16 protein-coding genes are annotated in these 21,727 nt (G+C 68.1%); 5 read left to right on the forward strand and 11 right to left on the reverse strand.

The annotated features are described in order from the left end of the window. Positions 1-497: 497 nt before the first annotated feature. Complete coding sequence (locus KHN93_RS21585) at positions 498-839, reverse strand: hypothetical protein (RefSeq protein WP_244812126.1); 342 nt, start codon at positions 837-839, stop codon at positions 498-500. On the opposite strand from KHN93_RS21585, the gene KHN93_RS15330 reads away from it, so the two are divergent. The 3 genes from KHN93_RS15330 (at position 823) to KHN93_RS21590 (ending at position 4,570) form a co-directional block, all read left to right on the forward strand. Further along, the gene (locus tag KHN93_RS15330; protein ID WP_425600154.1) at positions 823-2,307 is read left to right on the forward strand and encodes a vWA domain-containing protein; all 1,485 of its coding nucleotides are present in this window, start codon (positions 823-825) and stop codon (positions 2,305-2,307) included. The genes KHN93_RS21585 and KHN93_RS15330 overlap by 17 nt on opposite strands. A gap of 29 nt (positions 2,308-2,336) precedes the next feature. Continuing rightward, positions 2,337-2,909: a sigma-70 family RNA polymerase sigma factor gene (locus tag KHN93_RS15335; RefSeq protein ID WP_102251519.1), complete on the forward strand. Its 573-nt coding sequence runs from the start codon at positions 2,337-2,339 to the stop codon at positions 2,907-2,909. A 1,190-nt stretch (positions 2,910-4,099) separates the two neighbouring features. Further along, complete coding sequence (locus tag KHN93_RS21590; protein ID WP_244812128.1) at positions 4,100-4,570, forward strand: hypothetical protein; 471 nt, start codon at positions 4,100-4,102, stop codon at positions 4,568-4,570. A 45-nt stretch (positions 4,571-4,615) separates the two neighbouring features. On the opposite strand, the gene KHN93_RS15345 is transcribed toward KHN93_RS21590, so the two are convergent. The 8 genes from KHN93_RS15345 to pilG form a co-directional block, all read right to left on the reverse strand. Then, on the reverse strand, positions 4,616-5,188 hold the full coding sequence (locus KHN93_RS15345; RefSeq protein ID WP_211920634.1) for a GNAT family N-acetyltransferase: 573 nt from the start codon (positions 5,186-5,188) through the stop codon (positions 4,616-4,618). Positions 5,189-5,423: 235 nt separating this feature from the next. Continuing rightward, positions 5,424-5,900, reverse strand: a complete 477-nt coding sequence (locus KHN93_RS15350; RefSeq protein ID WP_039526024.1) for a chemotaxis protein CheW — start codon at positions 5,898-5,900, stop codon at positions 5,424-5,426. Between the two features lie 35 nt (positions 5,901-5,935). Continuing rightward, positions 5,936-7,117: a chemotaxis protein CheB gene (locus KHN93_RS15355; RefSeq protein ID WP_212579660.1), complete on the reverse strand. Its 1,182-nt coding sequence runs from the start codon at positions 7,115-7,117 to the stop codon at positions 5,936-5,938. A gap of 7 nt (positions 7,118-7,124) precedes the next feature. Further along, complete coding sequence (locus KHN93_RS15360; RefSeq protein WP_211920636.1) at positions 7,125-14,441, reverse strand: Hpt domain-containing protein; 7,317 nt, start codon at positions 14,439-14,441, stop codon at positions 7,125-7,127. 113 nt (positions 14,442-14,554) lie between these two features. Further along, positions 14,555-16,591 (reverse strand): methyl-accepting chemotaxis protein, encoded by a 2,037-nt coding sequence (locus KHN93_RS15365; RefSeq protein WP_039519594.1) that lies wholly within the window; start codon positions 16,589-16,591, stop codon positions 14,555-14,557. Positions 16,592-16,630: 39 nt separating this feature from the next. Continuing rightward, complete coding sequence (locus KHN93_RS15370; protein WP_003482487.1) at positions 16,631-17,161, reverse strand: chemotaxis protein CheW; 531 nt, start codon at positions 17,159-17,161, stop codon at positions 16,631-16,633. Then, positions 17,161-17,523: a response regulator gene (locus tag KHN93_RS15375; RefSeq protein WP_024940328.1), complete on the reverse strand. Its 363-nt coding sequence runs from the start codon at positions 17,521-17,523 to the stop codon at positions 17,161-17,163. Before KHN93_RS15375 ends, KHN93_RS15370 begins: the two co-directional genes overlap by 1 nt. A gap of 17 nt (positions 17,524-17,540) precedes the next feature. Further along, complete coding sequence (gene pilG, locus KHN93_RS15380) at positions 17,541-17,942, reverse strand: twitching motility response regulator PilG (RefSeq protein WP_024711139.1); 402 nt, start codon at positions 17,940-17,942, stop codon at positions 17,541-17,543. 238 nt (positions 17,943-18,180) lie between these two features. Between pilG and gshB the strand changes: the two genes are divergently transcribed. After that, positions 18,181-19,131 (forward strand): glutathione synthase, encoded by a 951-nt coding sequence (gene gshB, locus KHN93_RS15385; protein WP_024940329.1) that lies wholly within the window; start codon positions 18,181-18,183, stop codon positions 19,129-19,131. Further along, positions 19,128-20,003 (forward strand): energy transducer TonB family protein, encoded by an 876-nt coding sequence (locus KHN93_RS15390; RefSeq protein WP_211920638.1) that lies wholly within the window; start codon positions 19,128-19,130, stop codon positions 20,001-20,003. Before gshB ends, KHN93_RS15390 begins: the two co-directional genes overlap by 4 nt. An 85-nt stretch (positions 20,004-20,088) precedes the next feature. On the opposite strand, the gene KHN93_RS15395 is transcribed toward KHN93_RS15390, so the two are convergent. Together KHN93_RS15395 and tsaB are read right to left on the reverse strand one after the other, a co-directional pair. Continuing rightward, positions 20,089-21,003, reverse strand: coding sequence for an ADP-ribosylglycohydrolase family protein (locus tag KHN93_RS15395; RefSeq protein ID WP_211920640.1), 915 nt, complete (start codon positions 21,001-21,003; stop codon positions 20,089-20,091). After that, complete coding sequence (gene tsaB / locus KHN93_RS15400) at positions 21,000-21,719, reverse strand: tRNA (adenosine(37)-N6)-threonylcarbamoyltransferase complex dimerization subunit type 1 TsaB (RefSeq protein WP_211920643.1); 720 nt, start codon at positions 21,717-21,719, stop codon at positions 21,000-21,002. Before tsaB ends, KHN93_RS15395 begins: the two co-directional genes overlap by 4 nt. Between the last annotated feature and the right edge of the window lie 8 nt (positions 21,720-21,727).

Consider the following 21,727-nt stretch of genomic DNA (forward strand, 5'->3'; position numbering starts at 1 on the left):
GCCTTCCGCCACCCAGCAGTGCGGATTCGCGCATAACGCGCGGCAATGACTGTAAAGCCCCTCTCCCACAGCGGCGAGAAGGTACGGCTTGCGCGGCGCTGGCGCGCGTGCCTTGGAGCGCCCGCGCTGCTGGCGCGGGCCGGGGCGCGGAGCGGGGGTTGGGGTGAGGGTACGGGCGACCGACACCGCCCTGCACCGCCGTACCCTCATCCGGCGCTACGCGCCACCTTCTCCCATTGGAGAAGGGAAGCATCAAGCCCCTCCAACGGGAGAGGGGTTGGGATGAGGGTACGCAGGCAAGTGATGCCGATCGCCCAGCCCTCCCCCCCAGCGGGCACTGCACACAGCACTCAGCAGCGATCGAAAAAATCTTCACCCCAGTTAACCCCGTTTGCCGCACTGGCCCGTTTACTCAACAGAGGCGCAGTGCACGGCGACCTCGGGCTGTCCGTTGTTCACCCATCCCTCTTCGCCACGCAAAGGATTCCCATGCCCCGTCACAGCCTTCTTGCGCTCGCCTTGCTGCTGAGCGCCTGCTCGCACGAGCCGACCGAGCCGAACAGCGACAGCTCACGCGCCACCGTGCTGCCTGCCACCGCGCAGCCATCGCCATCCACCGCTTCGACATCCGCGCAGATCGAGGGCAGTCTCGCAGCGCCTGTCCCCGCCCACCCCATGCAGCCGCCGTCTGTACCAAGTCCACCACCGGCACCATCGCCATCCGCAATGCCGATGCCGATGCCGATGCCAGCAGCGTCCATCGCACTTGAGGCCTCCGTTGCACAGCGGGCGCCAAGCGCCAAGTTGGTCGCACAACGCCCAATGCTCGACAACCGCATGCCGATGCCGCCGCTCCTGCCGGCACCGGCCGAAGACCGCGAAACCTATCAAACGCTGCGCGACAACCCGATCGTGCAGACCGCGGCGAATCCGGTGTCCACCTTCAGCATCGATGTGGACACCGGCAGCTACAGCAATGTGCGGCGCTTCCTGAGCGCAGGCACGCTGCCGCCGGTGGACGCCGTGCGTGTGGAAGAGCTGATCAACTACTTCCGCTACGACGACCCCGCACCCAGCAACGGCCAACCGTTCGCCGTGCGCACAGAACTGGCGCCCACGCCCTGGAACAACGACAGCCTGCTGTTGCGCGTCGGCATTGCCGGCCGCGACATCGCCACCGCCGATCTGCCGCCGGCCAACCTGGTGTTTCTGGTCGATGTCTCAGGCTCGATGGACTCGCCCGACAAACTGCCGCTGCTGCAATCCTCGCTCAAGCTGCTGGTTCGTCAGTTGCGGGCGAAAGATCGCATCACCCTGGTGACCTATGCCGGCAACACCGCGGTCGTGCTGCCGCCCACGCCCGGCGACCAGCAGGGCCGCATCATCGAAGCCATCGACAGCCTGCAATCGGCCGGATCCACCGCCGGCGCCAGCGGCATCGAACTGGCCTACAGGGCTGCCCAGCAAGCCTATCTGCGCGGCGGCATCAACCGCATCCTGCTCGCCACCGATGGCGACTTCAATGTCGGTGTCACCGACTTCGATCAGCTCAAGGGCATGGTCGCCGAAAAGCGGCGCTCCGGCGTGGCGCTGTCCACGCTCGGCTTCGGCACCGGCAATTACAACGACACGCTGATGGAACAGCTGGCCGATGCCGGCGACGGTGCCTACGCCTACATCGACTCGGCGCTGGAAGCACGCAAGGTACTGACCCACGAGCTCGGCGCAACGCTGGCCACGATCGCGCGCGACGTCAAGATCCAGGTCGAATTCAATCCGGACACGGTCAAGGAATACCGCCTGATCGGCTATGAAAACCGCGCACTGCAACGCGAGGACTTCAACAACGACCAGGTCGATGCAGGCGAGATCGGCGCCGGCCACACCATCACCGCGCTGTATGAAATCACCCCGACCGATGGCCACGCATCGGTGGACCCCCTGCGTTATGCCAACACCGCCACACCTCGAAAAGTGCGTGCAATCGAAAGCGAACTGGCGCACGTCAAACTGCGCTACAAACTGCCCGATGCACAACGCAGCCAGTTGCTCGACACGGTGGTCCGCAGCAATCAGCGCCGGGCCTTGAACGCCACCAGCGATGCCTTCCGCTTTTCCGCCGCAGTGGCCGGGTTTGGCCAGCGCCTGCGTGGCGGCACTCAGCTGCACGGCTGGGATTATCCGCAGGTGCGTGCCCTGGCCGCCGCCAGCCTGGGCAGCGACCGCTTCGGCTACCGCGCCGATTTCCTGCAGATGGTGCAGCAGGCCGATGCGTTGAGTAGCCGGCCAATTGCCAGCACCGACTGATGCGCGCGGCACCTGCCTATACTGCGCGCATGCAACCTGCCGACCTTGCGCATCTTCCCGACGAGGAGCTCATGCTCCTCGTCGCCAATGGCTTTGTCGAACAGCCGGCCACCGAGTTGTTCACGCGTCACAACCGCGCCCTGTTCAACTTCCTGGCCTGGTTGTGCGAAGGCAACCTGAGCGAAGCCGAAGACCTCGCGCAGAAGACCTGGGTCAAGCTGATGACCCGCTGCAGCGACTACCGCCCCGGGCAGGCCGCCTTCACCAGTTTTCTGTTCCAGATCGCGCGCAACGGCTGGATCGACACCCGTCGCAGCGCCTATCACAGCACCTCGGTGGCGCTGGACGACGCGCATCTGCAGCTGCCCGATGACGACCTGTCCACCGAGCAGCTGGCCATGCTCGGCCAGCAACACCATCGCGTGCGCGCCGCGGTGATGGCATTGCCCGACGCACAACGCGAAGTGGTGGTGCTGCGCTTTTTTGCCGAGCTCGGCGTCGACGAAATCGCCCAGGTGATCGGCGAAGGTTTCGAGACCGTCAAGAGCCGGCTGCGCTATGCATTCGCAAAGTTGCGCCTGAGCCTGGACGCGACGCGATGAGCCAGTCCTTCGAACGGTTTGTCGCCGGCAGCGATGGCCTTGCCGCACTGCTGCGTGCACTGCCGGCGCATACGCCACCGGCGTCGATGCAGGCGTGGTTCGCACAGGCCGCACGCAACGCCGATGCCGAACGTGCGGCAATGAATCCACCGCAGGATACCTTGCAGTTCGAAGCACCCGCCACGATGGCGGCGATGTTTGCGGCGGCCGCCGCGCAGGCGGAGCAGGCGCAGGCCGCACGGCGTGCTGCTGTGCAGGCGCGTCTTGCACACGGCCAGCCTGTCGATCAGGCCGGGACGACGAGCCTGAGCGAGTCCGCACGTGCGTGGATCGCCGCGCAACCGCCACACGCCGGTACGGCAGAGCTGCGTCCGACGGCGGACGTGGCCGCAGCATCAGCTGCGTCGCTGGCTACGGCGGCACCGGCATCTGCGGAGGAAGCCGGAGCTGCATCTGGAGTCGCATCGCGCGCGCTTCCTGCGCCCGACCTTGCGTCCACATCCGCATCCACCTCCCATGCGGCGCAGGCGCAGGCATCAGCAGCCACAGCAAGCTCAAACCCTGCCCCTGCCGGCAACGCAGCCGCCCGCCGACGCAGCAGCCGTCGCCCGCGCTGGATGCCGACGCTGGCCTTCGCTGCATCGATCACCCTGGTGGTTGGCATCGGATTGCAGTGGCAAGCCAGTCAGCCCACCGCGGAGGCGCCGCCAGCGGCTGCAGTCGGGACGGCAGTCGTCGAACCGTCGACAGTTCACCCAGCCAGGCGCGCGCCTGAGCAGGTCGATCCCGGCGCAGGCCATGCGTTGGTTTTGCCTGCGATGCCGGAACCAGCCGATGCCGAAGTCCCCGAAACCGCAGCGCGTCCGAATGCGGCATCCCCCTCCCCGCCGCCGGCGCCGTCAGCCCTGCCATCGCCCCCCTTGGCCCCGGAACCAGTCAGTGCACCGGCGCCTGTAGCGCCTGCGCCGTCATTCGACTCCGCACTCGCTGCCGAACCCACGCCAGGCACTGACCTGCAATCTGCCGACGCGCAGCCACCTGCGGCGCCTGCACCAGCTCCGGCCCCCATCGCCGCACTCCCCGAGGATGCGTCGGTGACTGGCTCGCTCGCAGCCAGTGCCCGGCGTAGCGCGCCTGCAGCACTTGCCCCCATCCCGCCCCCGCCCGCACCGGCATCGCTGCCGGCCCCGATGCCGGTGACCGAGCAGGCGCCGACCGTCATCAGCGCAACAGACGGCACGCTGCGATCACGCGCGCCTGTTGCAGGCCAGCCCGCACCGCTGCGCGTGCTCCATGCGCCCTTGCCGCAGACGGACGCCACCCGCGCAACACCGCCCGCCAGCCAACCAGCCGTCGGCACCACGGCAACCGAGATCGGGATGTCTCGAGCAAAATCCGCTCCGGCGCGCCGCATCGCGCCGATAACGCGCGCCATGTCGCCGGCCGACTGGCTTGCGCGCCACGCCGCCGCTGACGATCACGCGCCGGCTCGGATCCGCATCCTGGCCGCCACACCCGATGCACCCGAAGTGCAGGACTGGGCAACTCGACTGCGCGCGCGCCTCCGGCAACGCGGCTGGTCAACGCAGGTAGAGGTCTTGCAGGATGCAGGACTCGAAGCCGGCCAACTGCGTGTCGAGCCGCTGATTGTCACGCCCTAGGTCAGCGCACAACGCGCATCGCTACATTCGCCTGCGCAACCGGGCTCACGCACCCGCCGCCGGATCGTCGTCGCGCAACCTGCTGGTCAATACATGGTCGCGCCAGACGCCGTTCAATTGCAGATAACGGCGCGCATAGCCTTCGATCTGGAAGCCCAGCCGCTGCAGCACACGCGCACTGCGCAGGTTGTCGGGGACGTATTGCGCCATCACCCGATGCAGGCCAAGCGGGCCGAACGCAAACCCGATGCCCTGCGTGGCCGCCCACTGGATCAAACCGCGCCCCTGCTGCTGCGCATCCAGGCCATACCCGAGATGACAGCCCTGGAAGGCACCGCGCTGGATCTGGGTAAAGCCGACCGTGCCGATCACCTGTGCATCGCGCAGCAACACCAGTTGCAACTCGCGTTCGCCCGGCACCGCGGTGCGGTAGGCAATGCTCAGCCGGCGCCAGCCCTCGGTGGTGTAGAACGCCGGTGGCCGCAGCGGCATCGCCGCGGCCAGATGCGCGCGATTACGGCTGTGGTAATCGGCCATCGCGGCCGGATCGACGATGGCCAGGTCGCACAGCAGCACACCGTCGGCGTGCTCGACGGGCGCAAAGAGGGGAAGACTCATGCCAGCCGCGGGCGCGTCTTGCGCGCGTCATGCGTGTTGTCTGGACCAGGCTGACACATACAGATCACGCCTCCGCAAACGGTTGCCCTACGGCAGCAAGACATCCCAGCCATCTGCCGTGTCGGCATGCACCGCACGCAGCAAGGCGGCACTCGTCCGGGCAGCGCAGCCCCTACCCGATCCTCATCCCGGCACTGCCCGCAACCGGGCAGCGTCGTCGCCCAGCAATGGCGCTTTAGGCGGCAACCGCCGCAAGCGCCTGCGCAACCTGCGCTTCGATCGCATCCAGATTCGGCAGCAACGCGCTCTGCTCGCCCAGCAGCACGCGCATGTGCACGCCGTCGGGCAGCGCATCTTCGGAGGCGTCGGCCAGCAGGCCGTCGCGCGGCACCGAGATCAGCTGCGGGAAAGAGGCGGTGAGCAAGGCGAAATACGGCAGCGCCGGATTGCCGCCCAGCGCCTTGAGCACGATCACCTTGTTGTTGACCGCCGTGGGTTCGTCGCCCATGCCGCTCAAGCGCGCGAACGACAGCAGCGGCACCTTCCAGCCGTACCAGTCGATGCGCCCGACCACCCAGCGCGGCATTTCGGCCATCGGCTCGACCGCCACCCGCGACATCACCTCGGCCACCGTGGCGTTCGGCAGCAGCACGCGCTCCTGGCCGGCCTGGATCAGGACGCCGCGGATTTCGTCATTGTTGGCGTAGCTCATCGCACCTGTTCCGTTCTTGAGAGGAAGCGCCCGGCTTACGCCGGCCAGCGCTGCGCCAACGCCTGCGCCAGCTGCGCAGGGTCGCCGGTCAGAATGCCCTGGCGCGCCAGACGCGCCGCCGCGGCCGGGTCGTAGCAGCCGTCGGCGGATTGACCGGCCAGCCAGCCGCCCTGCTCGGCCAGCGCCAGCGCGGCCTCGACCAGCGCCTCGTTGGCGCCGCTGAGCATCAGCACCGCGCTGTCGGCCGGCGGCAACGCGGCCACCAGCCCGGCCGGATCCGCCTGCGCGACAAACGCCAGCGCGCCGGCATGTTGCTGCACGCCGATGTCGTCGGACAGCACGTAGACCTTGCCCGCTGCGATCACCTGGCCGGCTTCGCCCAGTTCGACCGGCAACGCCGACACGCGTCCCATCTGCCGCACCAGGTTGCCGTACTGGCCGCCATCCAGGGTCATGCGCACCAGCACGGCGCGCGGAAACGCCGGCGGCAGCGCGGACAGCAGGCGACGGATCGCATCCGGGCCGCCGATGCCGGCCAGCACCAGCACCGCACCGGTGGTGTCACCGGCCTGATCCAGCTCCACCAGCGACAGCCCGCCGGTCGACAACGCGTCCATGTTCAATTCGGCACGCGGGCGCACCACCACCGCGACCTCGTCGACCAGGCCCCAGGTGCTGGAATCGCCCAGCGTCAGGCCCGGCTTGTCGGCAGCGGCCTCGGACGTGTCCACGCCCCGTGCGAACAAGGCATCGCCGGGCACGCTGTCGAATGCGTGCGCGGCTGCCTGCAGATGCTGGTCAAGCCGCAGATCCGAATGCTGCCGCGGCGCCAGTTCCAGGCCCGGTTCGGGATGCAGCGACGGCTCGCTCTCGGTGCCTGGCGGCAATACGTCGGCATGGCCATGCAGCTTGGCGGCCAGATGGCGCACCCAGCGCTGCGCTTCCCAGCCCTCGCGGCGCACGGTCAACTCGGCCTCGTCGAAGATCACCGTGACGCCGGGCATGTTGAAGGCCGGCTCCAGCGCTTCGAGCGCGTCTTCGATCGACGGCTCCAGCGCGACCAGCACCGCCACCGGCTCGGCATCGCGCAGCATCTGCACGTCCACCGCGGAGGGCTCGTCTTCCAGCACCACGTGGGCACCGGCCAGGCCGAGCGCTTCACGCAGGCGCTCGCGCGCCTGCCCGGGCCGGCCCAGCAGGGCGACCGGAGTTCCCATTGCGCCATTATTCTCGGACACGGGCGATCCCCAGCAGGTCATACACGTTTCGCATCAGATCCAACTCTTGGTAAGGCTTGCCCAGGTAACGCTGCACGCCGATCTCGAAGGCGCGCTGGCGATGCTTCTCGCCGCTGCGCGAGGTGATCATCACGATCGGCACCGCCTTGAAGCGCGGGTCGGCACGCATCGCGGTCGCCAGCTCGTAGCCGTCCATGCGCGGCATTTCGATGTCCAGCAGCATCAGGTCGGGCACGCGCTCCTGCAGCAGTTCCAGTGCCTCGACACCATCGCGTGCGGTGGTGACATCCAGGTTGTGGCGTTCCAGCACGCGGCTGGTGACCTTGCGCATGGTCAGCGAATCGTCCACCACCATCACCAACGGCACCTGGCGCTGCGATTCGGCCGGGGTTTCCGGCGCCGGACGCGCCGGCTGGCTGAGATAGCGGCGCACCAGCGGGGCCACGTCCAGGATCACAACCACGCGGCCATCGCCGGTGATGGTGGCGCCGTAGATGCCCGGCACCGAAGCGATCTGCAGGCCCACCGGCTTGACCACAATTTCGCGGTTGCCCAGCACCTGATCGATCGCCACCGCCGCGCGCAGGTCGCCCGCACGCACCAGCAGCAACGGCACCTGTGCCTGGCCATCGGCGCGCGCGGCGGCCTGGCCGACCAGCGAGCCGAGATCATGCAGCACGTACTCTTCGCCGGCGTAGTGGTAGCCGCCCTCGCCCGACTCGTAGCGGCTGCGCGAGATGCGGCCGATACCGCTGACCGACGCCACCGGCACCGCAAAGGTGGTATCGCCGATGCGCACGAACACCGCCTGGGTGACCGCCAGCGTCTGTGGCAGGCGCAGGGTGAAGGTGACGCCCTGGCCGCGCACCGAGTGGATGTCCACCGAGCCGCCGAGCTGACGCACTTCGTTGCGGACCACGTCCATGCCCACGCCACGGCCGGCCAGCTGGCTGACCTGCTCGGAGGTGCTGAAACCGGAGGCGAAGATCAGCCCATCCAGTTCGGCCTCGCTGAGTTCCTGGCCGGGTTCGATCAGGCCGCGCTGCTCGCCGCGGCGACGGATCGCCTCGCGGTCCAGCCCGGCGCCGTCGTCGGCCACTTCCAGCACGATTTCCGAGCCTTCGCGGCGCAGACGGATCGCGATGCTGCCCTCTTCCGGCTTGCCCGCGTCGCGCCGTTGCTCCGGCGCCTCCAGGCCATGCGCCACCGAGTTGCGCAGCATGTGTTCCAGCGGCGCGACCATGCGGTCGAGCACGTTGCGATCGAGCTCGCCCTGGGTACCTTCCAGCAGCAGATGCACCTGCTTGCCGGTATCGGTGGCGGCCTGGCGGACCACACGGCGCAGACGCGGCACCAGGCCGTCGAACGGCACCATGCGCGCACGCATCAGGCCGTCCTGCAGCTCGGAGCTGACGCGCGACTGCTGTTGCAGCAGGCCGTCGTATTGACGCGAGAGATCTTCCAGCACGCCCTGCAAGCCGCCCAAGTCGGCGGCCGATTCGTTCAGCGCGCGGCTGAGCTGCTGCAGGGTGGAAAAGCGGTCCAGTTCCAGCGGATCGAAGGTGCGATCGCCCTGATCCTGCTCGCGCTGATAACGCGCCACGATCTGCGCTTCGGTTTCCAGATCCAGACGACGCAACTGGTCGCGCAGACGGGCGTTGGTGCGATCCAGTTCGCCCATGGCGCCGCGGAAGGCGCCCATCTGCTGTTCCAGCCGCGAGCGGTAGATCGCCACTTCGCCGGCGTGATTGACCAGGCGGTCGAGCAGGTCGGCACGCACGCGCACCTGTTCCTGCTGCGTGCGCGGCAGCAGTTCTTCCTCGACCTGGCCGTCGATCGGGACGGGTGCCGACAGCGGTGCCGGTTCCACCGACGCCTTGGCGATCGCACGCACATCGGCGTCGCTGGGCTCTGCGGCATTGCGGCCACGGGTACGGGTTTCGAAGGCTTCCACCAGGTCGGTCGGCATCGCCACGGCGCGGTGCATGCCGGTGCGGGTCAACAGCTGATGCAGGCGGTCGAAGCCGCGCTCGAACAGGCGCACGTCGTCGCGGTCGATGTCGGTCCGGTTGGCCGCCACCGCTTCGAGCAGCGATTCGATCGCATGGCCGAGGTCGCCGATGGCGTTGATGCCGGCCATGCGCGCGCCGCCCTTGAGCGTGTGCAGGTCGCGCTGCAGTCCGTTGAGGACCTCGCGGTCTTCCGGCACCTCGCGCATGCGGGCGATCAGACCATCGCAATGGTCGAGCAGGTCGCGGCCTTCCTCGACAAAGATGTCGACCAGTTCGCCATCGAGCTGGTCGAAGTTGAGCGGGCCGGTATCGAAGGCTGCGCCCACGTCGTTGGCGGCGCTATCGCCCGCCGCAGCGTCTTCCACCGGCGCGCTGAAGGCCACGGCTGCGGCGTCTTCGTGTTCGCTTGCGGAGTCGGTGGGTTTGGCTTGCTCGGCTTGCTCTGTGTGTTCGGTGTGTTCGGCTTGCTCGGCGTGTTCGACTTGCTCGACAGCATCCGTTGCGTTGGCAGCCTCGAGCGTCACGTCTGCGTCTGCGTCTGCGTCTGCGTCTGCGTCTGCGTCTGGATGCTGCGCGTGGACCTCGGCATCGGCACGGGAATCTGCCTCGGCGTCAGCAGCGACGTCCGAATGCAGCTCCGGCGCAATTTCCGACTGCGGATCGCCGGTCTCTTCGACCTGATCGGCCACCTGCGCCATCTCGAAGGCTTGCACCGACTCGATGGTGTGTTCGGATAGCGCTTCCGCAGCCGGCTGTACGTCCGCAGCGTGCTCTGCGTCTGCGGGCTGTTCCACCTCTGCAGTATGTTCTGTCTCTGTAGCCTGCTCTGCTTCGGCCTGCCCTGCTTCGGCCTGCCCTGCTTCGGCCTGCTCTGCTTCTGGAGTCTGCTCTGCTTCTGCAGCGTGCTCGGCTTCCGCAACGTGCTCGACTTCGTCGGCATGCGCGTGCGCGCCCAGATGTTCCTGGTCGCCCGACTCGACATGCGCTTCCGCTTGCGCAGCATCGTCCGCATGCACAGGTTCCCGCGGGTGCACCTGCTCGCCCGACAGAGCATGCTCTTCGGAAGACGGATGCTGGCCCAACTGCGCGGTGTCTTGCACCTGCAACTGGTCGCCAAGCTGCGCGTCCGCATCGTCAGGCAACGCGGCATCGCCGTGCTGCGCTGCCTCGTCGGCGGGCGGCTGCGCGTGCGCACCGATAGCCTCGTCGTGCGGGGTGGACACGTGGTCGCCCTGCTCGGTCGACTCGCCATCCAGCGCCGCGCTGTCCTGCGTCCAGTCTTCGCTGGTCGCCGCTTGCGTGTGGTCGGCCAGCGGGGCCTGCGCATGCACCGCTTCCAATGCCTCGATGGTCTCGACAGGCGCTTCGTCCGTGGACGCCGCGTCATCGCTCAATGCCGCTTTGGCATCCTGCGCGCTTGCGTCAGCCTCGCGTTGGTCGTGCTGCTCGTACTCGGCAACATGCTCGCCCGGCGACTGCTGCTCGGCGTCTGCACGCTCGGCAGCAATCTCCCCGGCTTCGGGTGCGGCGAGCGTCTGCGCATCGCCCAACGCGGCTTCCGCGTCGGACAACTCGTCCACTGCCACGTGCTCGCCAGCTTGCGGCACGTAGCCTGCTTGCGCATGTGCTGCCGCATCGATACGGCCGGCCTGCTGCAATCCGGTCGCATCCCAGGCATCGGCGTCGACCACCGGCTCATCGGCCGGCGTGTCGTGCCCATCGACGCCAGGCGACTCGGCCTCGGCTTCGTGCTGATGCTGGTGCTGGGCAGCATCGCCATGCGACGCATCGGCGACCTGCTCCGCTCCCGCATCGGAGGCGACCGCATCCCCGGCCGGGGCCTGCGCAGCCTCGACCGAATCAGCAACCTGCTCCTGCTCCAGCGCAGCAACGTCAGCCGTTTGCGTTTGTTCGTGCGGTACCGGTGCGTCCAGCGCAAGCGACGAGGTGTCTTCGGCCTCGGCCTCGGCCAGCTCGTCCACCGCGATCGCTGCGTCGGCGTCGGCGTGCGCATCGGCATCCGCCGCGTCATCGGCAACATGCACGGGCGCGCTGTGATCGCTCGCATCCGACGGCAGCGCGCTGGCGTCCAGGTACTGCGACAGATCCTGCGCGCCGGTCAGCTCGACCGCCGACTCGCTGCTGACCGTCATCTCGCCCGGTGCATCCAGATCTTCCAGCTCGTCCAGGAACGCCTGCGGTGGCCACTGCGCTTCCGGCAGCGTCTCCACCAGCGCGCGCAGGCGTTCGCTCAACGGCGCAAACGACGGAATCAACGGCGCATCTGCGCGCAAGGCGGTCACGGTGGTCGCGATTGCCGACGCCGTTGCCGCAATGGCGTCGATGCCCTCCTGCGAGGGGAGCAGCGATGCGGCAAGCAGACGCTTGACGTAGCTCTCGGCCGGCGTGGTCACCAGCGTGATTTCCGGCACGTCGGTCATCGCAAACGCGCCACTCATGGTGTGCACCGCGCGCAGCAATTCTTCGCTCGCCAACTGCGGCTCGGCCTGGTTGGCCTGCAGCCATGCGTTGACGGTTTCCAGGTGGGTGGCGACTTCGGCTTCCAGGATCTCGCGCAGCACGCTGTCCACCGACGCCGGTGTGCCACCGGTCGCCGCGAATACGCCTGCCGCTGCCGGAATGAAGGCGACATCTGCAGCCACCGGCGTCGCCGGCGCGGCCACGTAATAGACTTCTTCGCCCGCGGCCACACGCTCGGCAACTGCCTGGATGTCCGGCAAGTCGGCGCTGATGCGGCCCTGGTCGCGCAATGCGGCGTTGAACTGCGGCAGCACCTCGTAGGCCAGTTCGACCATCGCCACCACCGCCGGGCTGGCCGGCCGCGAGTTGTCGAGCACGCGGTTGAGCATGCTCTCGATCTTCCAGCTGAACTCGCCGAGCACCTGCGCGCCGACCAGGCGACCGCTGCCCTTCAACGTGTGGAAGACGCGGCGGATCGGGCGCAGGTTGTCCTGGCTGTGTGGCGCGGCACGCCAGACCGGCAGCAGCTGGCCCAGATTGACCAGTTCTTCGTCGAATTCCTCCAGGAACACGTCGCGGATATCGTCGTCGATATCGCTGTCGCCAAAGCCGCCGAAGATGCCCGCATCGGCACCGGCCTGGGCCGGCTCGCTCACTGCCGGCTCGGGCGCTGCCTTCGCAGTCTGACTGTCGGCATCGGTGGCCTGCTGTACCTGCGGACGCTGCACATCGAACTGCGCGGCGGCCACGTCGAGCTGGGCCAAAAACGCCGTCGATGCGGCGTCCAGTTCGAACTCGCTGACCACCGCCTGCTGCACGCGCGGTGAGCTCTGCTCGGCGACGTCGTCAGCCTGGGCTGGCTGCGGTTCGGGCGCGGATTCGACGAACGGGTCGTCCAGCTCTTGCGGCGCCACGGGCGGCAGCGGCGGCGGCGAGAACGCATCCTCGATGCTGGTCTGCGCGCGGCCGGTCTGGGCCTGCGCGATGAAGTCCAGCGGTGCCTCGGTCTGGTCGGCATCGCCGGGCAACTCGATCTGCTCGATCTGCAGCGGCGCCGGTTCGGCAACCGCCGGCGTGGCGCTATCGTCCTGCTCCAGCGCACTCAGATCCACGGTGTAGCTGACCTGCGCGGCATCGGCCGACACGCTGCCGTCCTGCTCGGCCGACACCGGGTCGAACACCGAGGTGGCGATCGGTGCCGCGTGCTCGGTGGTTTCCAGCTGCCAGTCGCCGGGCGCCTGCGCGCCATCGTCGGACAGGTCCAGCGGCGCAACCGCAAACGGCACGTGCGCCTGGCCGGAGACGGTTTCTTCGGCGGCGACCGGGTCGAACGAGAACACCGTGTCGGTGGCGGCAGCGCCGGTGTCATGCACCACGCTGGCGGCAAACGGCACCTCGAGCACGGTTTCGTTGGCCCATTCCAGCGACGGCGTCGGCGCAGCGTCGTTGGCCGCCAGCGCCGGGGCAGCGGCCTGCTGTGTGAGCGATGCGGCAAGCGGCTCGGCCACGCTGCCCGGCTGGTCGGCACCGACCGGCAGGTCGGACGGCTGGCCCGAGGGCAGCGGCCAGTAGCGCAGCGTTTCCAGGCTGTTGCGGGTGATGTCCAGGATCTCCTCGCGGCCGGGACGGCGCTCGCGCAGGGCTTCCAGGTAGTACTCCAGGCTGGCCATCGCATCGGCCAGCGTGTCCAGCTGGCGCCCGCTGGGCACGCGCTGCTTGCCGATCAGTTCCAGGTCGACATAACGGCGCACGCCTTCCAGATAATCGGCGGCCTGCGGCAACTCGAGGATGCGCAGCGCACCGCCGACTTCGCCGAGCAGGTGCGGCACGTCGGTCAGGCGGGCGTGGTCCCAGTTGGTCTCGATGAAGGCGACGAAGTGCTCGCGCGCCGCACCGAAATTGGCGATCGCTTCCTGTGCCAGCACGTCCACCGTGCGCCGCACTTCCGAGGAGGTGGCGCTGTTGCTGGCTTCATTGCCGTCGCCGACATCGGCGCCCAGGCTGGCGACCTGGTCATCCAGCGAGGCATCGACATACAGCAGCGCGCCGGCGATATCCAGCAGCACGCCTTCGTCCATCTGCACCTGGCCGTCGACCACGCGTGCCAGCGCATCGCGCTGCTGCACGACCACATTGCGCGCCACGCCCAGGCCCATCATGCCCAGGGTGTCGGCAACGCTGCCGAGATCCTTGACCTGGGTCTGCAGTTCGGCGATCTCGCCGCCGGTACGCAGGTGCAGGTCCAGCGCGTCCTTGACGCGCAGCAATTCTTCCTTGACCGCGTTGCCGACGGTGTCGAGCAACTCGCGATTGCGCCCGCTCAGGCTGCCACGGGCGTGATCCAGTTCGGCCTCGGTGGCGACGCCGGCCTGCGGATCGAACGCGAACAGCACGCTTTCGCTCAGACCGGGTTGACCACGCGTGGCACGGATTTCATTAAGCAGCGGCAGCAGCACGATCGGGATGTCGCGGTGACCGTTCTGCAGGCGCTCCAGGTAGTCGGGCAGCAGCACGGTGCCGCGCATCAGCATGGCGCAGGCTTCGTCGCGGTCGGCCACCTCGCCGACCTGCACCGCCTGGGCCAGCAGCTCGAGTTCTTCGGCCACCATCGCCGGGGCGTACAGCTCGACCATGCGCAAGGTGCCCTGCACCTGGTGCAGATAGCCGGCGCAGAAGCGCATCCGACTGGTGTCGGACGGCTCTTCGGCAAAGTACTCGATCTCGTTGCGCGCCTGGCGCAACGTCTCGTCCAGCTCCGGCTTGACCCAGCCCAGCGCGGCGTGACTCATCGCATCGCGAAGCGCACTCATTGCAGCCCCCTGCCTAAGGCCGGGGTACCGCCGAGGCGGCCACCGGTCTGTTCCTGCATCGACGTAACGCTACTACGCGCCATCTGCTGATCCTTTCCCGTTCCGCGTCGTGCTCACGCCGGCAGCTTGAAGTCGGCGACCGAACGGCGCAGATCGGCAGCGAGCTGAGCCAGGTTGCCGATCGACTCGGCCGTCTGCTCCGCACCCTGCGATGTCTGGCTGGTGATCTGACGGATCACGCCCATGGTCTGTGTGATATCCGTCGCTGCGGCCGACTGCTGGTGCGCGGCGATGGAGATGTTCTTGATCAGGTTGTTCAAGGCGTTGGACACGCGCTCGATTTCGGTCAGCGCGGTCCCGGCGTCTTCGGCCAGGCGTGCACCGGACACAACTTCAGAGGTGGTCTGCTCCATCGAGCTGACCGCCTCGTTGGTATCGGCCTGAATGGTCTGCACCAGGCCTTCGATCCGCCGCGTCGCGCCGGAGGTACGTTCGGCCAGGCGCTGCACTTCGTCGGCCACCACCGCGAAACCGCGACCGGCCTCGCCCGCCGAGGCGGCCTGCACCGCGGCGTTGAGCGCCAGGATGTTGGTCTGCTCGGAAATGTCGTTGATCAGTTCCACGATCGAGCCAATCTCCTGCGAGGATTCGCCCAGGCGCTTGATGCGCTTGGAGGTTTCCTGGATCTGGTCGCGGATCTGGTCCATGCCCTGGATGGTCTCGCGCACCACGCCGGCACCTTCGGCGGCGATCACCACCGAGCGCTGCGCCACTTCGGCCGACTCGGTGGAGTTGCGCGACACCTGTTCGATGCTGGCAGCGATTTCGCTGATGCGCTCGGAGGCGGTGGTGATCTGGTTGGCCTGCTGGCCGGCGGCATCGGCCAGCTGCATCGCGGTGGCCTGGGTTTCCTGGGTCGACACGGCGACCTTGGCCGAGGTGTCGTTGATCGTGGTCACCAGGTGGCGCAGCTCGTCCACGGCGTAGTTGATGGCGTCTGCAATCGCGCCGGTCATGTCCTCGGTCACCGAGGCCTTGACGGTCAGGTCGCCCTCACCGAGCGAGCTGATTTCGTCCAGCAGCCGCATGATCGCCTGCTGGTTGCGGCTGTTGAATTCCACCTGCGCCTGGTAACGCACGTCCTGCTCGCGCGAGCGTACCCGCACCGAGCTCCAGACAAAGCCAATGATCGCCAGCAGCGCCAGCAGGCCGGACACCACACCCAGCCAGAAGTTCGGAAACAGGCGCGTGTCGCGCACCGAGCCGAACGCCGAGAACGCATCGAACAGCTTCTTGCTGTCGTCCAGCATCTTGTTCGAGCCGGCGGTCAGCGCGGCGGCCGAGGACTGCGCGGCGAACAGGTTGCGCGAGCTGGCCAGGATGGCGTCGACGTCCTTCTTCATCGTCGTCCACTGCGCCTGCGACTGCTCCAGCGCCGACAACGCGGCCGGGTTGCGCACCGCGGCGATGCCCAGTTCGTCGTTGCCCGCGCGCAGGCCTTCGAGCATCTGCGTGAACACCACCGAGTCGCGTGCCAGCGCATCGCCGGAGGCGGCGGCATTGGCGCCACCGGCGCGCATTTCGGTCACCCGGCGCGCCATGGTGCCGGCGACCACGACCTGCTGCAGCGTGTTGTAGATCTGCGAGGCGGGCGCGCCGCTGACCGTCATCGCGCGCACCACTTCGTTCAATTGCGCCTGCAGCTGCGGCACGCTGCCGGAGAAGCGTTCGGCGTTGCCGGATAGACCGAGCACCGCCGGTTCGCTGGCGATGACCTGATCGGCATTCTTGCTCAGCGGCACCCAGGTCGCCTTGAGCTGGGCCATCGAGCTGGCGACCGAGCCTTCCTGGCCGTAGCGGCCATCCAGTTCGCTGACCGTGCTGTCGATGCGGGCCTTGGTCTCCTTGAACGCGGCAAACGCCTTGGGGTCACCGGAGACCGCTTCGCGGCCCTGGTTGGCCAGCTGCTGCGACAGCACCTGCAGATCGGCCGCGCCGGTGCCGGCACCGGCCAGGCGACTGCCCTGCCATGTGGCGACGCCGGTATTGGCGCCGAACACGATCATCGACAACACCAGCAAACCAAGCCAGAAGCTGGTGCTGACGCTGCCGAGCTTGTTGGTCTTGCGGGCGTCCGGGGCGGTACTCATGGTTCGACCTCGATCTGTATGACGTGGCGGGGTCGCGGCTTAGGCCGCGGCCTGCCGGAATTCAGGAGTGCGCGACAGCAACGCCAGGGAGAACACACCCCAGTCCTGCGTCTCGTTGCGGAAGGCACGGTCGATGAAGTGGGCATAGCGGCCTTGCGCCAACTCGCCGGGTTCGACCGCCTGGACCTGCTCGAAGCTGCGCTGGCCGTACAGCTCGTCGATGGTCAGCGCGACGTCGCCGCCGCTCTGGCGCATGATCAGCACGCGCTGGCCTTCCTGCAGCACCGTCCGCCGGCCCTCCAGGAACTGCTTCAGATCGATCACCGGGAACAGGTTGCCGCGCAGGTTGCCCACGCCCAGCAGCCAGGGCTGTGCGCCCGGCACCGGCGTGACCGGCGGCATCGGCACGATTTCCGCGACTTCGCGGAAATCCGAGACCAGCCGCCGGGTACCGACGCGATAACCGACGCCGCGCCAGATATCGGCCGAGAACTGGCGTTCCGGCAGCGGCGTGGCGTGCGCAAGACTACGACGCTCGTAGTCTTCGAGAATGTCGAATGGAGAACGCATCAACGCACCAGTTGTTTGATGCGGGCGATCAGATCGTCTTCGCGCGGCGGCTTGACGATGTAGTCGCTGGCACCTTGTCGCAAACCCCAGGCCTTGTCGGTTTCCATGCCCTTGGTGCTGACCAGCAGCACGGGGATGTCCTTGGTGGCCTGGTCGCGCGCCAATGCACGCGTTGCCTGGAAACCGCTCATGCCGGGCAGCACCACGTCCATCAGCACCAGATCGGGCGCCTGGCTGCGAATCAGCGCAAGTCCCTCTTCGGCATTGTCGGTGGCGACGACCGTATGGCCTGCTTTTTCCAGCCATTGACTGAAGACTGCCCTGTCGGTGGGCGAGTCCTCGATCAATATAATTCGAGCCATGTTGCCTTTCCCCCTGGTCAGGCGTGGACGTACGTGCGAATCGCGCTCAGTAGTTCTTCACGTGTGAACGGCTTGGTCAGATATTGCTCGGAGCCGACGATGCGGCCGCGTGCCTTGTCGAACAGGCCGTCCTTGGACGACAACATGATCACCGGCGTCGACTTGAAGAGCTGGTTGCCCTTGATCAACGCGCACGTCTGGTACCCATCCAGACGCGGCATCATGATGTCGACAAAAATGATCTGAGGTTGCTGGTCGGCAATCTTGGCCAGTGCCTCGAAACCATCGGTTGCTGTCACTACTTCACAACCTTCCCGCTTCAGCAGCGTTTCGGCGGTGCGGCGAATGGTCTTCGAGTCATCGATCACCATCACCTTCAGTCCTGCGAGTTCCCCACCCGCAGCAATGTTTTCAGTCATGCAAATATCCCCGGACGCGCGACGCTTCTTCCCTGCCGGCGTCGCTACGAAACTGCATGTATATCCCAAGACCCGCATTGACTGTCAAGGGTACGTTGCCGGGGGCCCGCCAGGCGGACGTTCCGACCGTGCGCAGCTGCGGGCCGAGCGGCAAGTCGCGCATTCACGACCGGCCGGGCGCGCCATCGCCACCGCTTGAAGTTACCATCGGCAGCCTGTTCTAAAGGTTTAGCTCCCCATGTCGCTCGACGTCGTTGTGGTGATGGATCCCATCGCCTCCATCAAGATCGCCAAAGACACCACCTTCGCCATGTTGCTGGAAGCGCAGCGGCGTGGTCACCGCCTGCAGTATGTGCGTCCCGGCGGCCTCAGCCTGCGCGAGGGACGCGCGGTGGCACAGGTCGCGCCCTTGAGCGTGCGCGAGGACAAGGCCGGCTGGTTCACCCTCGGCGAGTTCGCCGAGCTGGAATTCGGCCCCGGCCAGGTGGTGCTGATGCGCAAGGACCCGCCGGTGGATGCGGAGTTCGTCTACGACACCCAGGTCCTGAGCGTGGCCCAGCGCGCCGGCGCGCAGGTGGTCAACGACCCGCAGGGCCTGCGCGACTACAACGAGAAACTGGCCGCGTTGCTGTTTCCGCAGTGCTGCCCGCCGACCCTGGTCAGCCGCGACTCTGCGGCGCTCAAGGCGTTCGTGCTCGAACACGGCCAGGCCGTGCTCAAGCCGCTGGACGGCATGGGCGGGCGTTCGATCTTCCGCAGCGGCACCGGCGACCCCAACCTCAACGTGATCCTGGAGACGCTGACCGACGGCAATCGCAAGCTGACCCTGGCGCAGCGCTTCATCCCCGACATCAGCGCCGGCGACAAGCGCATCCTGCTGGTCGATGGCGAGCCGGTGGACTACTGCCTGGCACGGATTCCGCAGGGCGACGAATTCCGCGGCAACCTGGCCGCCGGCGGACGTGGCGAAGGCCGGCCGCTGTCCGAGCGCGACCGCTGGATCGCCGCACAGGTGGGCCCGGAAATGCGCCGCCGCGGCATGCGTTTCGTCGGCCTGGACGTGATCGGCGATTACCTGACCGAGGTCAACGTCACCAGCCCCACCTGCGTGCGCGAGCTGGATGCGCAGTTCGGCCTGAACATCGCCGGGCTGCTGTTCGACGCGATCGAGGCCGGCGCGGCGCAATGAGCGCGGCCGCGGCACTGCCGGCTCCCATGGACGAGCGCCGCCGGCTGACCGCGACGCTGGTGATCTCGCTGCTGCTGCACGGCGTGCTGATCCTGGGCGTGGGGTTTGCGGTCAGCGAAGACGCACCGCTGGTGCCGACGCTGGATGTGATCTTCAGCCAGACCAGCACCCCGCTGACGCCCAGGCAGGCCGATTTCCTGGCCCAGGCCAACCAGCAGGGCGGCGGCAATCACGCCACCGCGCAACGCCCGCGCGACAGCCAGCCCGGGGTGGTACCGCAGGACCGCAGCGGGCTGGCACCGCAGGCGCAGCGTGAGACCACGCTGCAGGCGCCGGAGCCGACCCAGACCCGCGTGGTGGCCAGCCGCCGCGGCGAGCAGGCCGTGCCCACGCCGCAACCGAATCCGCAGACCGACCTGCTCTCGCCCACCGATGCGCAACGCGTGCAGCGCGACGCGGAAATGGCCCGGCTCGCCGCCGAGGTGCATCTGCGTTCGGAGCAATACGCCAAGCGCCCCAATCGCAAGTTCGTCTCGGCCAGTACCCGCGAATACGCCTACGCCAACTACCTGCGTGCCTGGGTGGACCGCGCCGAGCGCGTCGGCAATCTCAATTACCCGGACGAGGCGCGCCGGCGCCGACTCGGCGGCAAGGTGGTGATCAGCGTGGGCGTGCGCCGCGACGGCAGCGTGGAAAGCAGCCGCGTGCTGGTCTCCAGCGGCACCCCGGCGCTGGATGCGGCAGCGCTGCGGGTGGTGCAGCTGGCGCAGCCGTTCCCGCCGCTGCCCAGGACCAAGGACGACGTGGATATCCTGCAGGTCACGCGCACCTGGCTGTTCCTGCCCGGCGGCGAACTGCACGACGATCGTTGAGCCGTCGCGCGTCCCGACAGGGACGCGTCTTTCTGCGGCATGCCTTCCCGGCGGATTGCGTTGGCCAGTGCGTTGCGCGCAGGCGTTATGCGGCCTGCGCGGCTGCGTACAGCCGGTCGGCCAGCTCGACGATTGCGTCCGCGTCCTGCACGCGCGCGCGCCAGGCGGCGGGAATCCCGTCGATGCCATGGAATGCCCCGGCCAGCTGACCGCAGATGGCCGCGGTGGTGTCGGCATCGTCGCCCAGGTTGGCCGCGCGCAGCACCGCATCGGCGAACGTGTCGGTGGTGGCGAAGCACCAGAGCGCCGCCGACAGCGCATCGACCACATAGCCGGTGCCGCGGATCCGGGCGGCGGGAACTGCCGCATGGTCGCGCACCGACAACGCACGCAGCGCCGGTGTCGACAGCCCTTCGCAGCGGGTCTGCAACACCTGCTGGCGCTGTCCGCCGAGCAATGCGGCACGCAACTGGAAGGCGAACAGCCGGCAGGCATCCAGCGCTTCGTCGGCGGCATGCGTGGTGCGCGAACTGTCGGCGGCGCGCTCGCCCAGCTCGGCGGGGCGATGCGCGTAGTACATCGCCACCGGCGCCAGCCGCATCAGCGAGCCATTGCCGGCCGAGCGTGGATCGGTGCTGCCGCTGAAGGCCGGGCCGCCATCCAGATAGCGCTCCAGTGCCTGCCGCACGGTCGCGCCGATATCGAAGCAGCTGCCGGTGCTGCTGAGATAGCCGTGCTGGTACCAGTTGCAATAGCGGTTCATTTGGTCGGCGGCGTCGAAGCCGTGCCGATACAGCAGGCTGTGCGCCAGGCACAAGGCCATCGAGGTGTCGTCGGTCCACTGGCCGGCGCGCAGCGCGAACGGGCCGCCGCCGCGCATGTCGTCGATCGGCGTGAAGCTGCCCGGCGCGCAGAATTCCAGTGTGGTGCCGAGCGCATCGCCCACCGCCAGGCCCAGCAGGCAGCCGCGGAAACGCGCGCGTTGCAGGTCGTCGGTCATGGCGCAGCGCCGGCGGCCTTGGCTGCGCGTGCGGCCTGCTGCTCGAGCAGGGTCAGCGCCACGTTGTCGCGCAGGTAGGCCGGTTCCACCCGCTCCGGCGCCACGCCTTCGCCGCGCTGCAGCGCCGGCACGGCCAGCGTGAGCAGATCGGCGGCATGCGGTAATGCGGCGGCATCGATGCTGCCCAGCCGGGTCGCAAATCGTTGTTGCAGCACTGCCTCGGCAGCGGCGAACCCGCTGCCGACACCGGCAAAGCGCTGCAGCGTGTCCGGCACGACGCATTCCTGCGGTGCGCAGACCACTTCCGGCATCAGCTCCCGCAGCGTATCGCCAGCGCGCGCGAAGACGCCGGCATACACCTCGCCCATGCGCGCATCGATGCAGGCCAGCACCTGCGTCGCCTCGGCGGGCGCGCGCAGGGCCAGCACCTGCAGCGTGGACACCGCCAGCACCGGCACGTCCAGGCCCAGCGCGATGCCCTGCGCAATGCCGATCGCCAGCCGCACACCCGTGAAGGCGCCCGGGCCACGACCGACCGCAATCGCGTCGAGCTGGCGCCGCGCGATGCCGGCGTCGGCCAGCAGTTGCTCGGCCCATGGCAGCGCCAGTTCGGCATGGCGACGCGGCGCCAGTTCGAAGCGCTCCAGCACGCGGCCATCCACGTGCAGCGCGACGGAACAGGCTTCGGTGGAGGTCTCGAACGCGAGGACTTTCATGGCAGGAC

This window comes from Xanthomonas arboricola pv. juglandis, assembly GCF_905367715.1.
In the GTDB taxonomy this organism is placed as follows: Bacteria; Pseudomonadota; Gammaproteobacteria; order Xanthomonadales; family Xanthomonadaceae; genus Xanthomonas; species Xanthomonas arboricola.